Source organism: Ruegeria sp. THAF57 (assembly GCF_903914075.1).
Taxonomy (GTDB): domain Bacteria; phylum Pseudomonadota; class Alphaproteobacteria; order Rhodobacterales; family Rhodobacteraceae; genus Ruegeria.
The window spans coordinates 195,405-210,695 of the sequence record NZ_CAIWNQ010000008.1; the positions used below are offsets into that span (position 1 = coordinate 195,405).

Here is a 15,291-nt window from a genome sequence, read left to right on the forward strand (position 1 = left end):
TCAATAAGGGCCGTTGGTCAGTTGGTGCCCGTGGTGCTTGTCGACGGAGAAGACCCACCTCCGCCGCCAGCCGCTGCTGCCAATCCTGCCGCAGCAGCCAGCGCACCCAGCGCAGGAGCGACAAGAGGGACGAAACCGGTCACACCGGCCTCCTCGGCAGCGTCGGCTGCATCACCTACCACCGCTGCATCGTTGCCTGCAGCCTCGGCTGCTGGTGGGGTCGGGGTCGCAGTTTGGGCATACAGCCCTGTGGTTGAGAGGGTTAGTACCAGAAGAGACATTCTGATCATCGTGAATCTCCTTAAAGAAACTGTTGAGCGGACGCTATCACACCCAATCGGCGCTGAGAATGCCGCGTTACACAAATAATATCAAAATCAAAAAGAATGATACTTTTTCAGTTACTTGTACAAAATTTGCCACCAACACACGAAGGTTGCGTAACGTAAAGTGATCAATAGGCGCTTTTAAGTGCTCAAAAACTACGCTAACCGGCCAAGGAATTTGCAGATTCCCGATAAAGGCGAACGAATTCTTCCGAAATAGAATTGAACAAAGACCCTGTATTTAAAAGCGGCTAAGCAGAGCCAGAGAAAAAAGCGATTCATTGACGTGAAGATTCGAGCGGTTTCACAAGGACGATCCGGCCTGTTGGCTTTGGTGTGTGCTGGCGTCGCAAGCGTGGCACAAGCGCAGTCGGTTTCGACCTATGGAACCCCGGGATTGCTTGAGATTCCGACCGCCGAAATGTTTGACGACGGCAGCCTTGTGTTCACTGGTGCGGGGTTACGTGACACGTTCAGGGCGACGATGACCTTTCAGATCCTGCCGTGGGTCCACGGCAGTTTCCGCTACGCCTATATTCAGGGGTATGATGGCGAACAGGGCGATCGCTATGATCGCAGTTTCGACCTTCATTTTCGTCTGAGAGAAGAAAGCAGGCACAGCCCCGCCGTTGTCGTCGGTCTAAGGGATTTTGGCGGCACCGGCATTTACGCCGCTGAATATCTTGTCGCAACCAAGACGATACGCGATCGGTTCAAGCTGACCGGCGGGATCGGCTGGGGCCGACTAGCGGGCCGAGGCAGTTTTGAAAACCCACTCAGTCTGATCAGCAGCCGATTTGATACCCGTGACGATCCCCGCGCCGGAACGATCGAGGAAACCGGTCGTCTGGATTTCGGCAACTGGTTTCAGGGGGACGCGGCACTGTTCGGAGGGGCGAGCTGGCAATACAATGACCGGCTGACGTTTCTGGCGGAATATTCTCCGGACCTTTACCAGAAGGAACGGGACCGGATTGACTTCAAGGTCCGATCCCCGATCAATCTGGGTGTTCAATACAGGTTTCGAAACGGTTCGCAGCTCACAACCTCTGTTCTTTACGGCACCACACTGGGCCTGACTTATAGCTATTTCATCGACCCTCGGAAAACTGTCGCGCCGGGTGGGCAAGGGGCGTCACCGCCGCCTTTGCTGCCGCCCGAACAGGTAAATGCGCGCGCGCCACGCAATCAGACGGATGTCCGAGACCAGTTGCAATCTGCGCTGCAGAAGGAAGGGCTGAGGCTGGTCTACCTATCTGAAACGGGCGAGACCGTTCAGGTTGGGGTCGAGAACAAAGCCTATGGTCAGGCGGCGCAGGCACTTGGACGAACGGCACGGGTTCTGGCCAACGAACAACCCGCCCAAACCAAACACTTCGATATTGCGCTGATGTCCAACGGCGTGCCACTCAGTGCCGTGCGGGTCGACAGGGACGATCTTTACGAACTTGAGCATGATCCCGACAACGCCTGGCGCAGTTTTTCGCGGGCCGAAATCTCGGACACAATTCCGCTGGTCGAAGGGGGCGTTATCACCGACGCCTACCCGCATTTTTCCTATCGCTTCGGACCTTACCTGAACTTCTCTTTTTTTGATCCCGATGACCCGCTGAGATATGAAATCGGCGCGGCACTGGGGCTGGATTATACTCTGTCTCCCGGCTTCACCCTGTCGACGGGGCTGCGGCAACCGATCATCAGTACGCTTGACGACACCACCCGCGTCTCGGATTCGGTGCTGCCGCGCGTTCGGTCCGACTGGCCGATCTATGCACAGGAATCCAATCTGCGCGTCGAACATATGACCGCTGAATACCTGTGGCGCCCCGCTGAAAACCTCTATGCGCGCACCACGCTGGGCTATCTGGAAACCATGTTTGGTGGCGTGTCGGCGGAATTGCTGTGGTATCCAACCGACAGCCGTCTGGCCCTTGGGGTCGAGGCTAATTACGTGGCGCAGCGCGACTTTGATGTGCTGTTTGGGTTTCAGGACTACTCGGTCGCGACCGGACACGTGTCTGCCTATTACGACCTGCCCGGAGAATTCCACGCGCAGGTGGATGCCGGCCGCTATTTGGCCGGTGATTACGGCGCGACCTTCACCCTGGACCGGGAATTCAACAACGGCTTCACCGTCGGCGCTTTCTTTACCTTAACCGACGTCAGTTTCGAGGATTTCGGCGAGGGTTCGTTCGACAAGGGCGTCCGGCTGGAAATTCCCGTTTCGTGGCTGACAGGCCGCCCCTCTCGTAACAAGCTCAGCCAGACGATCCGCCCGGTTCTGCGGGATGGCGGCGCACGGCTGCATGTGCGCAACCGTTTGTACGAGGTGACACGCGAGGCCCGCTCGCAACAATTGTCCCGCGGCTGGGGAAGGTTCTGGCGATGAAGGTATTGCGCGCCGTCCTTGCCGGGCTGTTTCTGACCTCTTGCGGTGAAGCGCAACAGGATATGGATCTGTTGCTTGGCGCATTGCAACCCAACGCACCCCGCTTCCACCCCCGCGCCAACACGCTAGCAGCCCGCCGTCCAATCCCACCCCGGCTTGAAGTTGGGTTCCCGTCGCGCGACCTCAGCGGTGTCATGTTGCTTGAGATTGAACGGGATGGCGTTCAAACATGGCTGACGGCAGACGGGGCCACGATCACCTTGGAACAAGGGTTTCTGACCTCGACCAAAGGGTTTGGCTCTGGCATGGCGGGGTCGGACATCCGCCAAAGCGCCGACTTGATCCTTGGTGGCGTCGACGGCAAGGCCGAGCGTTTCCACAGCTTTCTGAATGGCAACGATGAGATCGAGCTTCATGCCTATGTTTGCCAGGTCACGACGATCCGGTCCGAAGAGATTTTCCTGCTTGGCGTTCCAGTTGCCACAATAAAGAAACAAGAGCGCTGTAATGGGCTGGCAGACAACTTCACAAACACCTACTGGGTGCAAAACAGCAGCGGCACAATCGTCCAGTCTTCGCAATGGACGGGCGCATTTCTTGGAAACTTAGTCATGAAGGTCGTGCCGGATGAAACGTAAACCCCTGAACAGCGGAGGACACAGCGTGCGTCGCTTTCCACTCATCCTCAGCGCATTGGCGCTTGGCAGTCTGATCGCAGGATGCTCGACCATCTATCGCAGTTCATCTGTGACTGCCGGTGTCTCAGACAACGGCAAAGTGCGGGTGGTGCCAGTCACACCCGAGACCGTTCTTGTTGCCAACCGGTCGCCTTATTCGCCAAAGACCCTGCCATCGGTCTTTCAGCTTTCGGCCGGGTCGGGATCCAGCGCCAGCCAGCGCGGTCTCGGGCCCCTGCCCGACGCACCGTCAACGCAAGACGGATCGCGTGCCGGTCTGCAACTGGACCCGCCCCCGCAGGTAAACCCGGGCCCCTATACTATCGGGATTGGCGACGTTCTGGTTCTGTCGACCCCCTCCACACAAGGCACGGCGGGTGAGTTGTCGGGCCTGCTTGCCGCCCAGAACAGCCGCAATGGCTACACCGTACAGGACGACGGGTCGATCAACATCCCCGACGTCGGCCGCGTCAGGCTGGTTGGTCTGACGGTGGACGAAGCCGAGGCGCTGTTGTTCCAGCGTCTGGTCGAAAACCAGATCGACCCGACCTTCAGCCTTGAGATTGCCGAGTTCAACTCCCGCCGTGTCTCAGTCGGGGGGGCTGTCGGTCAGCCGGGCGTGCAACCGATCACCCTGACACAACTGACGTTGAACGAGGCACTGTCTGCTGCGGGATCGGTCTCGGTCAGCGATATCGACAACAGCTCAGTGCGGATTTACCGCGATGGCCGCATGTATCAGATCCCGATGGAGGATCTCTATACCCGCACCGATCTGCAGAACCTGAACCTGATCGCAGATGACTCGGTCTTTGTGGATACCGACTATGATCTGGACCGCGCCGAGCGCTATTTTGCGCAGCAGATCCAACTGCGGGAAACGGTTCTGGAAGGGCGTCAAACCGCGTTGCAGGAACTGTCGACTGCCGTCAATCTGCGCCGGGACGATCTGGACGAGCGCCGCGACAACTTCATCCAATCGGTTGAGCTGGACGCCGTGGACCGCGACTATGTCTATCTCAGCGGCGAGGTGAGAACCCAGGGTCGGTACGCGCTGCCGTTCGGTCACTCTGCGACCTTGGCGGATGCCCTATTTGATACCGGCGGCGGGATCGCAAAAGAAACCGGCGATGCGTCCGAGGTCTATGTCCTGCGCGCCTCGCAGGATGCCCGCGAATTCGGCGCTGTAACCGCCTGGCACCTTGATATCCGCAACGCGGCACAACTGACGATGGCGGCGCAGTTCGAGCTGCGCAACAATGACATCATCTTCATCGCCGAAAACCCTGTCACGCGTTGGGGCCGTACCATCAGCCAGATTACACCTTCGCTGATCACCACACCTCTGGTCGCGGCCGTGGATTAAGCAACGCGAATTCCAAGGGGTAAAGAACGACGGATATGTCAATGCTTAAGCGGATCAATGGCAACAAACGACTGATGCGCCTTCTCGGAGGCGGTTTTGTCGGAGTGCTGATCAAAGGCTCGGCCGCTGGGTTGTCTTTAGCCATGTTCGCCGTCCTTGCGTGGGTCACCGACACCGAAAGTTTCGGGATCATCGGGTTTTGCTTTTCGCTGGCAACCCTGCTGGCCGTCGCCGGATCATTTGGTCAGCGCATGATGTCGCTGAAAGACGCGGCAATTGCTCATGGCAATGCTGATGATTCAAGGCTAGCCCTGACCGGGCAATCCAGCACGGTGATTGTCTGCCTTGGTACGTTTCTTTTCGTGCTGTTGCTTTGGCCAGCCCGAAACATGGGATGGATCGAGCTTGATCCGAAGGTTTTTGTCGCGATGGCGGGTTTGGCTGTCACCCTTGCCCTGGCGGAAAACACGGTTCACTTTTTTCGCGGGTACCGGTCCATAGCCTTTGCCCTGATCCCGAGAGACTTAATCTGGCGGCTAGCGGTAATGACCCTGTGCGCGATTGCCTTGATTGCGTCTTTCACCGTTTCAGCCACGGCTGCTTTGTGGATACTTGGACTGCCGCTTTTGGGTTTGATCGGTGCGCAATTGGTCAGCGATCCAATTCTACGCCGCAGACCTTCCTTTCGCAGTCTGATGTCAGAATCCCGCCGACGCGTGCGAAACGGACTACCGTTTTGGGGAACGTCCATGATCCAGACCGTCAGCGGGCCAGTACTGGCCCCGGTCATTCTGGGCGTTATGATGTCCCCAGACGCGGTCGGCCCATTTTTTGCCGCCTTTCGCATTGCGCTTGTGCTGGATCTTTTCACATTGGCCTCGGCCATGGTTGTGGCACCTCTGGTCGCCAAAGGCCACGCCAACGGCCAATACGAAGATATGCAGGCATCGCTGCGGTACTCAGTCTTTCTGGTCAGCGCGGCGACGATGGCTTGTTTCCTGATCATCGTATTCTTTGGCGGTGATATCCTTACGCTGATGAACCCGGATTTCGCCAGCGCAGCCCCGGCCCTGACGGTCCTTGGTCTTGGTTTTCTAATTGCCGTTTTGTGCGGCCCCGCTCCAAATATCCTAGAGCTTGCCGGACAGGAAAACCTGCTGTTCCGACGCCTAATCTGGTTCAACCTTGTGTGCCTGATCGCGCTTGTTCCGGCGACCCAGTATTTTGGCATGATGGGCGCTGCCGTGTGCTCGGCCGGATTGCGCGCCGCCGGCCACATCACGCTTCTTTTCACGGTTAAAAACCGACTTGGAATTGATCCGTCCATATTTTCCCTTTGGCAAAAAGCAAGATGACCAAACCCAACCTGTTTCTGATCGGCGCGCCCAAATGCGGCACCACGGCCATTGCCGAATACCTGTCCGAACGCGCGGATGTCTATTTCTCGAAACCCAAGGAGCCCTTGTTCTGGTGCACCGACCTGGGCATCGAACCACATGCCCTGCGCGCGGAAACGGTCGAGGAGTACGAGGCGCTGTTTGCCCCGGCTGACCCCGCCAAACACCGCATCATCGCCGAGGGGACGACATCCTATCTAAGGTCGGAACAGGCAATCCGGCAAAGCCTGGCCTATTCCCCAGACGCCAAATACATCGCCATCCTGCGCAGCCCGGTCGAGGTCGCCCACGCCTTTCATATGGAGCAACTTTATACCGGTCTGGAAAAGCAAAAGGATTTCGCAACCGCTTGGGCGGATCAGACCCGGCGCGAGGCCGATTGGGACGCGGCCAGCGACGACCGCCCCGACAGTCTACTTTATCGGCGCATCGCGTCTTTCGCGGATCAGATCGACAGGTTCTTCGCGCTCATCCCCGAGGAACAGCGCATGGTGATCATCTTTGACGACTTCCGCGATGACCCGCGCACTGTCTGGCTTGAGGTATTGGGCTTCCTCGGCCTTGACGATGACGAGCGGGTTGATTTTTCCCCGCGCAATGCCGCCCACGCCCAACGGTTTCCGCGCCTGTCGCACTTCCTTCTGGCGCCGCCGAAACCCATTGCGCCGCTTGTCACGTCGCTCAGAAAGACCCTGCTGGCCCGTGACAGCAAGCTGGTCGCCTCCCTCAAACGGTTTCTGAACGTCAAACGCCCCCGCGCCGAGCTAAGCCCCGAACTGCGTGCCGAGATGACAACCGCCTTCCGCCCCGACATTGACCGGCTCGAGGCCCTGCTGAACCGCGATCTGTCCGCGTGGAAGGGGTCGACGGGATGAGGCTTTATATAGACGCACGATTGCCTTGGGGATCGGGCATTGGCCGATATATCGCATCGATCCTGCCGCATATGGTGGCTAACCGACCGGGCTGGACCTTCGTTTTGGGTGTGCGGTCCGACAACGATCACCCCGATCTTGACCTGCTAGCCGCCTATGAAAACGTCGAATTGTTGCGGCTGGAAATCGCGCCGTTCAGTCTGGACGAACAGCGGCATCTCAGGCGCGCTGTCGGTCCATGTGACTTGGCTTGGTTCACGAATTACTGGGTTCCGTTCGTCTGGCGCGGCCCTTTCGTGGTGACCGTGCACGATCTGCTGCACCTGAGGAAAGACCTGTTTCCGACACCGGGCCCCAAGCGGGTGGCAAGCCGGTTGATGATGGAACACCTGCGCCGGAACGCACGCGGGATTATCTGTGTTTCGGATTTCACCCGGCAAGAATTCCTGCGCCAGATCGGAACGCCGAAATCCATTCAGGTCATCCACCACGGCTCTGACCATTTCCCGATGGCGCAGCCGCCCTTCACGAAAACCAAAACCGCGCTGATTGTGGGCGCGCCCAAGCTGCACAAGAACATGGAGCTGGCGATCGAGGCATGGGCGGCGGCAAGCCCCGCCTCGCCATGGCGCCTGATCGTGGTGTCCCCCGGGGACGAGCTGCGCAGCTCGGTCGCTTTGGGCAGGGCCACCGGGACGGTAGAGTTCCGCTCGGCCATCCCAAACCAAGAGCTCGCCCGCCTTTACCGTGAGGCGTCGATTGTCCTGTTTCCAACGAAATACGAAGGCTTTGGCTTTCCCATCATCGAGGCCGCATTGAACGGCGCGCGTATCCTGTCCTCGACAGCGGATGCCCTGCGCGAAGTGGCAAAGGACATGGACGTGCCCTTTCTGGACCCCGACGACAAGACCGCCTGGACAGAGGCGATACGCAAGACGCAGGCGTTACCCCTGCCAACGGCAGAAACGCCCGAGATACGGGCGAACATGCAAGCTGCACAGGCTTATCAATGGTCTGAGGCAGCCGCGAAGACGATTGGCTATTTTGAGCAAGCGAAGTGAATAGAAGAATGGCACTATATAAGTGGAAGGCTTATTTAGTCGTTTTTGTCATTGCCGCTGGCTTTGACGTTGTCGCCGTTTCAGTCGGCGGCGGAAGCCTTCGTTTGAGCATCGTGGTATTGCTGGGCTTCGTTATAACTCGTTTGCCTGTCCTTCTGCAGAAGGAGGTTTTTAACCCCAGCCGTCTTTTACTTGTTTTTCTGTTGTTGTCTTTCCTTGCCTGCGCGGTGCACTTCAGCTTTCGATCAGTGCTGGAGTATGGCCACTGGATCTCGATAATCGTCAGCTTCTATTTTGCTGGACAGATTGTTGGAAAGAAAATTTCTTGGCCCGCAGTGTACGAAGGTTACGCGATAGCATTCCGGGTCCAAATTGGAGTTGGACTTCTACTCTGGCTGTTAGTTGGCGGTCGAATTGATCTTTTTTATTACGAGCCTTCCTACTTCGTTCTGGCCTCAGTGCCTTACTTGGTGATAGCCGCGCGAAATGTTCTGAGAAAAGTAACTTCAGTTGACGCTCTTTTCATACTCGCATTTTTGATAATTACTCAGTCGGCAACTCTACTGGCTACGGTTGGTTTGGCTTTCGCTGCCAATTTCATCAAAAGACCAAATTCCGCGCTTTTGGTTCTGTTGTGCCTTCTCCCAGTTATTCTGTTTCTGCCTTCAATTCTTGTTACTGGCAGCGACAACTTACTTTCTTCAACAATCTTCGGGTTTATCGAAAGCCCCGACAAAATTCGATTTTTCCTTGAACGAGGAGGAAACCGTTGGCCTCGCCTCTTGATCGGCTGGGACTTGTTGACCGAAAATTTGCTTTGGGGAATTGGACCCGGCCAAGTATCCCAAGTCCTATCTGAACGCGATCTGGCGCAGTACATTGGCGACCGTTGGTGGATGAGACTTGACGACAAGCCCATAACGAACGTCTTTTTGGAACTTGCCGTTGATGTTGGCGTTATTCCAACCGCGTTTCTTTTTGCCTTCTTCCTCAGAACAATTTGGCGCGTTCATAGCCGCGGCCATTGGGAACTGTCGTCAAGCCTCGTAATCATGATGTTGGTAATGATGGGGATGAGTTCGATATTTCGGCCCTATGTCTGGCTGCTGCTTGGTCTTTCAACGACGGTGGAAAGCAGACAGGCAATTGCCAAGTCACGACGCCAAACTAACTTACGACAACAAAATACGTTTGATACGTATGCGCCGCATTAGAGGCCACCACCCTTCGTTCACACCTTCTCCATCAAACCGATCCGTGCTGTCATCATCATAGGTGACGGTTAGGTCAAACACGCCGGTCAATCCGGTCAGGCCGGGCTGATCCGCTAGGCGGGTGGTGGTGCTGCCGTTGGTGGCGATGTTCGATGTGGCCGCGCTGCCGTATTCCACCTGAGCGCCCCAGATATAGACGTCGATATCCGCGTTCACGTCCTCATACAGCATGAATATGCGGTTTTGGTTGTTGGGAAGCGTTTCAGTATAGGTGAACCGCTGCCATTGGGTCGTGACCGAGATGGTCTTTGACGTCCCATCCGAATGTCCAAAGCGCATCGTGACCGGCGCGCTGGCGCGTAGCCAGACGCTGGCCGTGGCGACTCCGGCCGGGGCGGTGTCGGGTTTCAGAATGCCCCCGCGCTTGCCGCCCGCCCCTCCGGTCGTATCCGCGCAGTTCCACTTCATCGCGGTCAGGGACCCGTCGGGCGCCGGTTGCCCCCCGGTGAAACTGGGCTTGGCGGCGTAGCCAGCCCAATAGGGCTGGGCAAAGTCATTTGAATAGAGCAGGAGGTTCGTCGCCTCAGGCTCGAACAGCGCCCCTTGGAATTCCCCTGTGCTAAACGCGTGTTCGCGCCGCAACACGTCCGCGGCAACGGTTTCCAAAGCGCCCGACGCGTTCACCTGCAGCGCCGCAGTTCCCCGCGCAAAGGTCAGGACCGACCCCAGCGCGACAGGCGTGCCGGACCGCCGATAGACCTGCCGCTTGAAATCAAGCGACAGGGCCGCGGCGGGCCTTCTGCGGGACGGATGCGACGTCACGGAAATATCCTGAGTCAGCTTCATGCCAGCACCATTGCGTGGATGCCTGCCGCCGTCGTGCCGGTTGCGTGGACGCGCAGAACACCGACCGGCAGGATCGTGAAATCCGCCACATCAACCGTGCGCATCTGCCCGCGAACGGTGGTCAACACCACAGTGCCGCCCGCTTCGACATACAGCCCGATGGCCGCATCCGGCAGGTCTGCGGTGTCGGAAGGCGTGACCGGCGCAATATCGCGCGCGGGACCGGACAAGCTGGAGACGCGGTTGGTGAAGGGGTTCGTCATGGTTCAGATCTCGCTGTGTTATTCAATCAGCGGGACACTAGGGAAGACCAGTTAACGACCTCAAAGCACTACGTGCGTTGCGGGTTCAGGCATCCTGTAGGGTTCGGGTAATCAGCCCCGACATCTTTTCCTTGAAAACGGAGGTATCAAAGCCTTGCGCAAGCGCGCGAATGTCCTGTGGCGAACCAACCAGGGACGGATCCTTTTCAAACCTGTCGATCGCGGCATTCAGTGCTTCGACGGTCTGGTCATTGAAAAGCAAACCGCTGACGCCCTCGGCCACGGTGTCCAGCGCACCACCGCGCCCATAAGCGATCACCGGACGCCCGCTGGCCATGACTTCGACCGGGATGATCCCAAAATCCTCTTCACCGGGGAAAATCAGCGCGCGGCAATTTGCGAATTGCTTCTTAAGCTCAGGAAACGGGACCCGTCCCAAGAAGGTGATGTTCGGCCCCGACTTACGCTCAAGCGTTTCTCGCATCTCGCCGTCGCCCACGACGACCAGCTTTCTGCCCGATTGGTTGAACGCATCAATCGCAAGATCAGCCCGTTTGTACGACACCATTTCCCCGGCCAGCAGATAGTGCTCACCAACCTTATTCGAGATCTGGAATTCTTCGGTATCGACCGGAGGAAAAATTACGTCCGCATCCCGCCTGTAGTATTTGCCGATACGCTGACGGATAAAGGACGAGTTGGCGATGAACTGATCGACCCGAGCGGCAGTCGACACATCCCAGATACGCAGTTTATGGGCCATGATAGGCATTGCCAGCCGCGTGACACGTCCGGCCTGCGCGCGGTACACATGGTAGTGATCCCAGATATATCGCATCGGTGAATGACAGTAGCTGATATGCGTCGCATCAGGGCGCGGGATGATCCCCTTTGCAGGTCCGGACTCACTGGACAGGATCAGATCGAACTCTTGCATGTCCATAAGCTCCAGCGCCATGGGCATGAACGGAAGGTACTTTTGATAGTGCTTCTTCGCCCCCGGCAACCGGCCGATGAAAGTCTCGCGAACTTCGTGCTGCCGTACCTTTGCACTGACTTTTTCGGGGTCGTAGACATGGGTGATGATGACGGCGTCCGGATACATGTCCAAGAACGCCTCAAGCACCTTTTCGCCGCCGCGCATACCGACAAGCCAATAATGAACAATCGCGACTTTCACGAGGGTCAGCCCTTAGCGCCCTGGCCGCGCGCGTATTTGTCCTCGTACCGGACGATGTCGTCCTCGCCGACATACACGCCCGTTTGCACCTCGATCAGGACCATCGGTACCTTGCCCGGGTTTTCCATACGGTGGACAGCACCCAGCGGGATATAGACTGACTGATTTTCAGTCACCAATTGATCAGTGTCGTCGATGATGACACGCGCCGTGCCCTCAACCACGATCCAGTGTTCGGACCGATGAAAATGGCTTTGCAGGCTAAGGGATGCGCCCGGATGCACACAAATGCGTTTCACCTGAAAACGATCGCCAACAACAAGGCTTTCGAACCATCCCCAGGGACGGTGGTCTTTTGGAAATGCGGTGGCCTGAGGAACGTTTTTCTTCTTCAGCGCAGACACCGCTTGTTTTACGTCCTGAGCCCGCGAAGCATCCGCCACTAGAACCGCATCATTCATCGCAACCGCGATGATATTTTCCAGGCCGATACCGACGATTTCAAGCTGTTCACTGTCCGACCGCAACAGCGTGTTGTGACAGTCAATCGCTGTGGCGCCGTCATTCGTGACAACACCCTGTTCGTCGGGGCCGCTTTCACGCCAGACCGCATCCCAGCCACCCAAATCAGACCACGCCGAGTCAAAAGGAACAACAGACAGGTTGTCGGCTTTTTCCATCACGGCATAATCGATGGAGATATCCTTGGCTTTTTGCCAATGCTCCGGGTTCAAACGCAAAAAGCCAAGATCGGGCGTTGCGGTTTCAACCGATTCCTGAACAGGCTCTATAAGCTCTGGGGCGTACTGCCGGAATGCCGCTATGATGTCGGCAGAGCGGAACAGGAAAATACCAGCGTTCCATTTGAAATTCCCGGCGGCCAGCATCTCGGTCGCGCGGGCCAAATCCGGTTTTTCGACAAACTGTTTCAGCGGGACCGGTGATCCATCACTGTCCGGCGCCGAGGCAAGCTCCAGATACCCATAGGCTGTTTCCGCGTGCGTCGGAGTAATGCCAAACGTCACCAGTTGACCCTTTGCCACTGCATCCAATCCACGGGCGACGGCGGCCTGAAATGCATCGGAGTCTGGCACCACATGATCGGACGGAGCGACCAAAAGAACCGCATTCTCGTCTTCGTTGAATGTCTGAATCGCAGCGGCCAAAACTGCAGGGGCGGTATTGCGCCCTTCCGGCTCGATCAGAATTTTGCCTGGATCAATACCAATTGATTGCAGTTGCTCGGCAACGATGAATCGAAAGTCCGAATTGGTAAGAACGACTGGTGCCGCAAATTGCAAATCTGCGGTTTTCCCAGACAGACGCCGCGCCGACGCTTGAAACAAAGTTTCCTCGCCAACAAGCGGAACAAATTGTTTTGGATAGCTTTTCCGGGACAAAGGCCACAACCGAGTACCGGAACCACCGCAGAGAAGGACAGGTGTTATCAACATAAAAAGCTCGAAATTTGATTTACTTGGGGTGGTCCTAATAAATGAGGCTGGTGCTGACAAGGGTATGAATTGCAGGAGGTAGAATTCACGCGCAATCAGGATGAAACAATAAGCACCGCCCAATCTTTGAGCCTGCGCTGCGTCTTCAGTGCAGTTTTACAATGCGGTGGGTCTTTCTGTCGCCAAAGGTAAACAGGAAACTAGCGGCCAATTGCGTCGTTTGCTTCTGTCATCAGTGAGCTACCGAAACAAACCTGGGTTCACTTCCGTCAAGGCATACGGCGCTAAGGGTGCCAGTTGCAAATGCTCCGGTATCAACAGCAATGCGACCACGTTTAGCGCTCGGCGCATCAACTATTGTATGGCCATGCACGACCCAGACCCCATCGCTGCGATCCGACTTCTGAAAAGACGGGTGCCCCCAGATCAAAGTTTCTTCTTTTTGCTGATCGACCGGAACATTAGGGTCCGCACCGGCGTGGGTCACAAGGACGTTGCCCGACAAGTCCGATGTGGGAAGTTGCTCAAGCCAACGGCGCATGTCTTGGCCCATGACGTCTTCCAACCTATCGCGGCAGTCCTGCAACTCGGCATCGTTCATTTCTGATCTCACGCCGCGAACGCCGAAAGAGGACAGTGTTTGTAATCCACCATACCGCAACCACCGTGGTCCATGACTGGTGGGATCGTTCAGAAACTTCAGCAACATCTGTTCGTGATTTCCCTTGAGACAGGTAAAGTCTGAACGCTCGCTGACAAGACGCAGCACCTCGGCGCTGTGCTCTCCCCTGTCTACATAGTCCCCTACAAGGATGACGCGATGATCCTGCGGAACTTGGAATAGCATTTTTTCCAACTGGGCAATGCACCCATGGACGTCCCCGATTATGCAAACCGGAGTATTCGGATCGGGCGTCGAAAAAGCCGCTGGTCGATTAAATCGTTTGAGCAACGAAGACAGCACTATCGCAGCATTCCCTTTGACCTTTAGTGCACAAACTTGTGGGCTTGGCCGGTACGCGCTCCGGCTTGTGAGTGATAGCCGCGCGTACGCCTATGAGCAAGCAAGGACCGATCACACCTCTCTACAAGGGGATATCCCCATTCGAATAAGCTCGGCGCCTTTAACTTTATACACACCACTGATACGGTTCCGAGCCTTGTTCATGAACCATGACTTCAACGGTTCGGGATAATAGTCCGCCATAACGCGGCTGAAATAGTCAAAATCTTTCTTTGGAAGTTTGCGACCAGTTCGCGATGGTCCGTGAAAACCAAAGATTGTTTCGGCATCGACACAAGTGCCCGGCAACCCAAGAAACATCGTACATGTTGAAAAACAGACCCGGCCGCGTATTTCAACCAAGACACGGTTCCGCTGTAAGTTCTCCAACTCGATCAACCGGTCGTGCAAGTATCCACCCCGATCGTTGCCGACAACATACGGATTTTGGGTATTAGCAGCGGCCTGGAAATCCATACCAAAAACCAAGGCACTAATGACCAGAAAAATCACCAATATCCGTGCACGAGATCCTCTTACACTTAAGCGCGGCGAAACACCCAATCCCGACATAACGACATCTCCAGCTCCAGTTGCGGTCTGGGTGGAACTAGAAAGATGTATTGCAGATCACGCGGGCTGAGCGTGTCATTTTTATGTTTTAAATCAATTATTTAATTTGATTTTTTCTAATAAATGAATAAATTTCTTGGCAACGGCAAATGTTTCACAGCCCGTTGCTACGAACGCGCTGGCGTATAACGAGAACATGAGAAATCGCTGTTACGATCGGCTTTACGACTATCCGTTGGACAGATTTTCGTTTTGGCGATTTGATCGGTTATTGGTATCTGGTGAGATACTTTGCAACTGTGGCAATCAAGGCTGGATTTCCTACCCGGGGTGCTTCCACAGTGCTTACAGCGGGATAGGCCCAGAACGACAAACGCCGCCCTGTGGCGGCTGGTTCGCTAAAGTTGGTTTCAGAGATTTGTCTTTTCACCTTCGGCCCGGCGCGTTGCGCGTTCGTCGGGTGATTGATCTGCTGGATGGATCATTATTCCTCGTCTGCCCTTGAGGTTAAGAGGCTGACGCGGTTTGATCGTTAGGCGATTGATCGAGTGGATCAATTTTAGTGATGCGGGCTGCTTTGAAGGTTTCCGACCTGGTTGCGGGAGTAGGATTTGAACCTACGACCTTCAGGTTATGAGCCTGACGAGCTACCGGGCTGCTCCATCCC

14 protein-coding genes are annotated in these 15,291 nt (G+C 56.2%); 7 read left to right on the plus strand and 7 right to left on the minus strand.

All coding sequences use genetic code 11. The annotated features are described in order from the left end of the window. Positions 1-17: 17 nt before the first annotated feature. A complete protein-coding gene (locus RUESEDTHA_RS17630) occupies positions 18-290 on the minus strand; it encodes a hypothetical protein (protein ID WP_180887984.1) in 273 nt (90 codons plus the stop codon). A gap of 322 nt (positions 291-612) precedes the next feature. Between RUESEDTHA_RS17630 and RUESEDTHA_RS17635 the strand changes: the two genes are divergently transcribed. Genes RUESEDTHA_RS17635 through RUESEDTHA_RS17665 form a run of 7 tightly spaced genes read left to right on the plus strand, consistent with a single transcriptional unit; the run spans position 613 to position 9,305 of the window. Beyond that, positions 613-2,715 (plus strand): YjbH domain-containing protein, encoded by a 2,103-nt coding sequence (locus RUESEDTHA_RS17635; RefSeq protein ID WP_370456812.1) that lies wholly within the window; start codon positions 613-615, stop codon positions 2,713-2,715. Then, positions 2,712-3,353, plus strand: coding sequence for a YjbF family lipoprotein (locus RUESEDTHA_RS17640; protein WP_180887985.1), 642 nt, complete (start codon positions 2,712-2,714; stop codon positions 3,351-3,353). Before RUESEDTHA_RS17635 ends, RUESEDTHA_RS17640 begins: the two co-directional genes overlap by 4 nt. Next, positions 3,343-4,758, plus strand: coding sequence for a polysaccharide biosynthesis/export family protein (locus RUESEDTHA_RS17645; RefSeq protein ID WP_180887986.1), 1,416 nt, complete (start codon positions 3,343-3,345; stop codon positions 4,756-4,758). The genes RUESEDTHA_RS17640 and RUESEDTHA_RS17645 overlap by 11 nt, the downstream gene beginning before the upstream one ends. Positions 4,759-4,799: 41 nt before the next feature. After that, entirely contained in the window at positions 4,800-6,113 is a 1,314-nt protein-coding gene (locus tag RUESEDTHA_RS17650) for a lipopolysaccharide biosynthesis protein (RefSeq protein ID WP_180887987.1), read from the plus strand. Continuing rightward, positions 6,110-7,030, plus strand: coding sequence for a sulfotransferase domain-containing protein (locus RUESEDTHA_RS17655; RefSeq protein ID WP_180887988.1), 921 nt, complete (start codon positions 6,110-6,112; stop codon positions 7,028-7,030). Before RUESEDTHA_RS17650 ends, RUESEDTHA_RS17655 begins: the two co-directional genes overlap by 4 nt. After that, on the plus strand, positions 7,027-8,091 hold the full coding sequence (locus tag RUESEDTHA_RS17660; RefSeq protein WP_180887989.1) for a glycosyltransferase: 1,065 nt from the start codon (positions 7,027-7,029) through the stop codon (positions 8,089-8,091). Before RUESEDTHA_RS17655 ends, RUESEDTHA_RS17660 begins: the two co-directional genes overlap by 4 nt. Before the next feature lie 8 nt (positions 8,092-8,099). Continuing rightward, entirely contained in the window at positions 8,100-9,305 is a 1,206-nt protein-coding gene (locus RUESEDTHA_RS17665) for a hypothetical protein (RefSeq protein WP_180887990.1), read from the plus strand. On the opposite strand, the gene RUESEDTHA_RS17670 is transcribed toward RUESEDTHA_RS17665, so the two are convergent. The 6 genes from RUESEDTHA_RS17670 to RUESEDTHA_RS17695 form a co-directional block, all read right to left on the minus strand. Continuing rightward, positions 9,264-10,151, minus strand: a complete 888-nt coding sequence (locus RUESEDTHA_RS17670; RefSeq protein ID WP_180887991.1) for a hypothetical protein — start codon at positions 10,149-10,151, stop codon at positions 9,264-9,266. The genes RUESEDTHA_RS17665 and RUESEDTHA_RS17670 overlap by 42 nt on opposite strands. Continuing rightward, positions 10,148-10,414 carry a hypothetical protein gene (locus RUESEDTHA_RS17675; RefSeq protein WP_180887992.1) on the minus strand — a complete coding sequence of 89 codons (267 nt, stop codon included), beginning with the start codon at positions 10,412-10,414 and terminating at the stop codon, positions 10,148-10,150. The genes RUESEDTHA_RS17670 and RUESEDTHA_RS17675 overlap by 4 nt, the downstream gene beginning before the upstream one ends. A gap of 85 nt (positions 10,415-10,499) precedes the next feature. Beyond that, on the minus strand, positions 10,500-11,594 hold the full coding sequence (locus tag RUESEDTHA_RS17680) for a glycosyltransferase (protein WP_180887993.1): 1,095 nt from the start codon (positions 11,592-11,594) through the stop codon (positions 10,500-10,502). 5 nt (positions 11,595-11,599) lie between these two features. After that, on the minus strand, positions 11,600-13,048 hold the full coding sequence (locus tag RUESEDTHA_RS17685; protein WP_180887994.1) for a mannose-1-phosphate guanylyltransferase/mannose-6-phosphate isomerase: 1,449 nt from the start codon (positions 13,046-13,048) through the stop codon (positions 11,600-11,602). A 232-nt stretch (positions 13,049-13,280) separates the two neighbouring features. Beyond that, entirely contained in the window at positions 13,281-14,012 is a 732-nt protein-coding gene (locus tag RUESEDTHA_RS17690) for a metallophosphoesterase family protein (RefSeq protein WP_255431810.1), read from the minus strand. A gap of 111 nt (positions 14,013-14,123) precedes the next feature. Next, positions 14,124-14,624, minus strand: coding sequence for a hypothetical protein (locus tag RUESEDTHA_RS17695; RefSeq protein ID WP_255431811.1), 501 nt, complete (start codon positions 14,622-14,624; stop codon positions 14,124-14,126). Positions 14,625-15,291 lie beyond the last annotated feature (667 nt).

What these genes read in the sequence shown, in the direction of transcription:
- RUESEDTHA_RS17650 (WP_180887987.1), top strand. Translation starts at nt 4,800, where the DNA reads ATGCTTAAGCGGATCAATGGCAACAAACGACTGATGCGCCTTCTCGGA.
- RUESEDTHA_RS17655 (WP_180887988.1), top strand. Translation starts at nt 6,110, where the DNA reads ATGACCAAACCCAACCTGTTTCTGATCGGCGCGCCCAAATGCGGCACC.
- RUESEDTHA_RS17630 (WP_180887984.1), bottom strand. Translation starts at nt 290, where the DNA reads ATGATCAGAATGTCTCTTCTGGTACTAACCCTCTCAACCACAGGGCTG.
- RUESEDTHA_RS17645 (WP_180887986.1), top strand. Translation starts at nt 3,343, where the DNA reads ATGAAACGTAAACCCCTGAACAGCGGAGGACACAGCGTGCGTCGCTTT.
- RUESEDTHA_RS17695 (WP_255431811.1), bottom strand. Translation starts at nt 14,624, where the DNA reads ATGTCGGGATTGGGTGTTTCGCCGCGCTTAAGTGTAAGAGGATCTCGT.
- RUESEDTHA_RS17665 (WP_180887990.1), top strand. Translation starts at nt 8,100, where the DNA reads ATGGCACTATATAAGTGGAAGGCTTATTTAGTCGTTTTTGTCATTGCC.
- RUESEDTHA_RS17670 (WP_180887991.1), bottom strand. Translation starts at nt 10,151, where the DNA reads ATGAAGCTGACTCAGGATATTTCCGTGACGTCGCATCCGTCCCGCAGA.
- RUESEDTHA_RS17675 (WP_180887992.1), bottom strand. Translation starts at nt 10,414, where the DNA reads ATGACGAACCCCTTCACCAACCGCGTCTCCAGCTTGTCCGGTCCCGCG.
- RUESEDTHA_RS17640 (WP_180887985.1), top strand. Translation starts at nt 2,712, where the DNA reads ATGAAGGTATTGCGCGCCGTCCTTGCCGGGCTGTTTCTGACCTCTTGC.
- RUESEDTHA_RS17660 (WP_180887989.1), top strand. Translation starts at nt 7,027, where the DNA reads ATGAGGCTTTATATAGACGCACGATTGCCTTGGGGATCGGGCATTGGC.
- RUESEDTHA_RS17685 (WP_180887994.1), bottom strand. Translation starts at nt 13,048, where the DNA reads ATGTTGATAACACCTGTCCTTCTCTGCGGTGGTTCCGGTACTCGGTTG.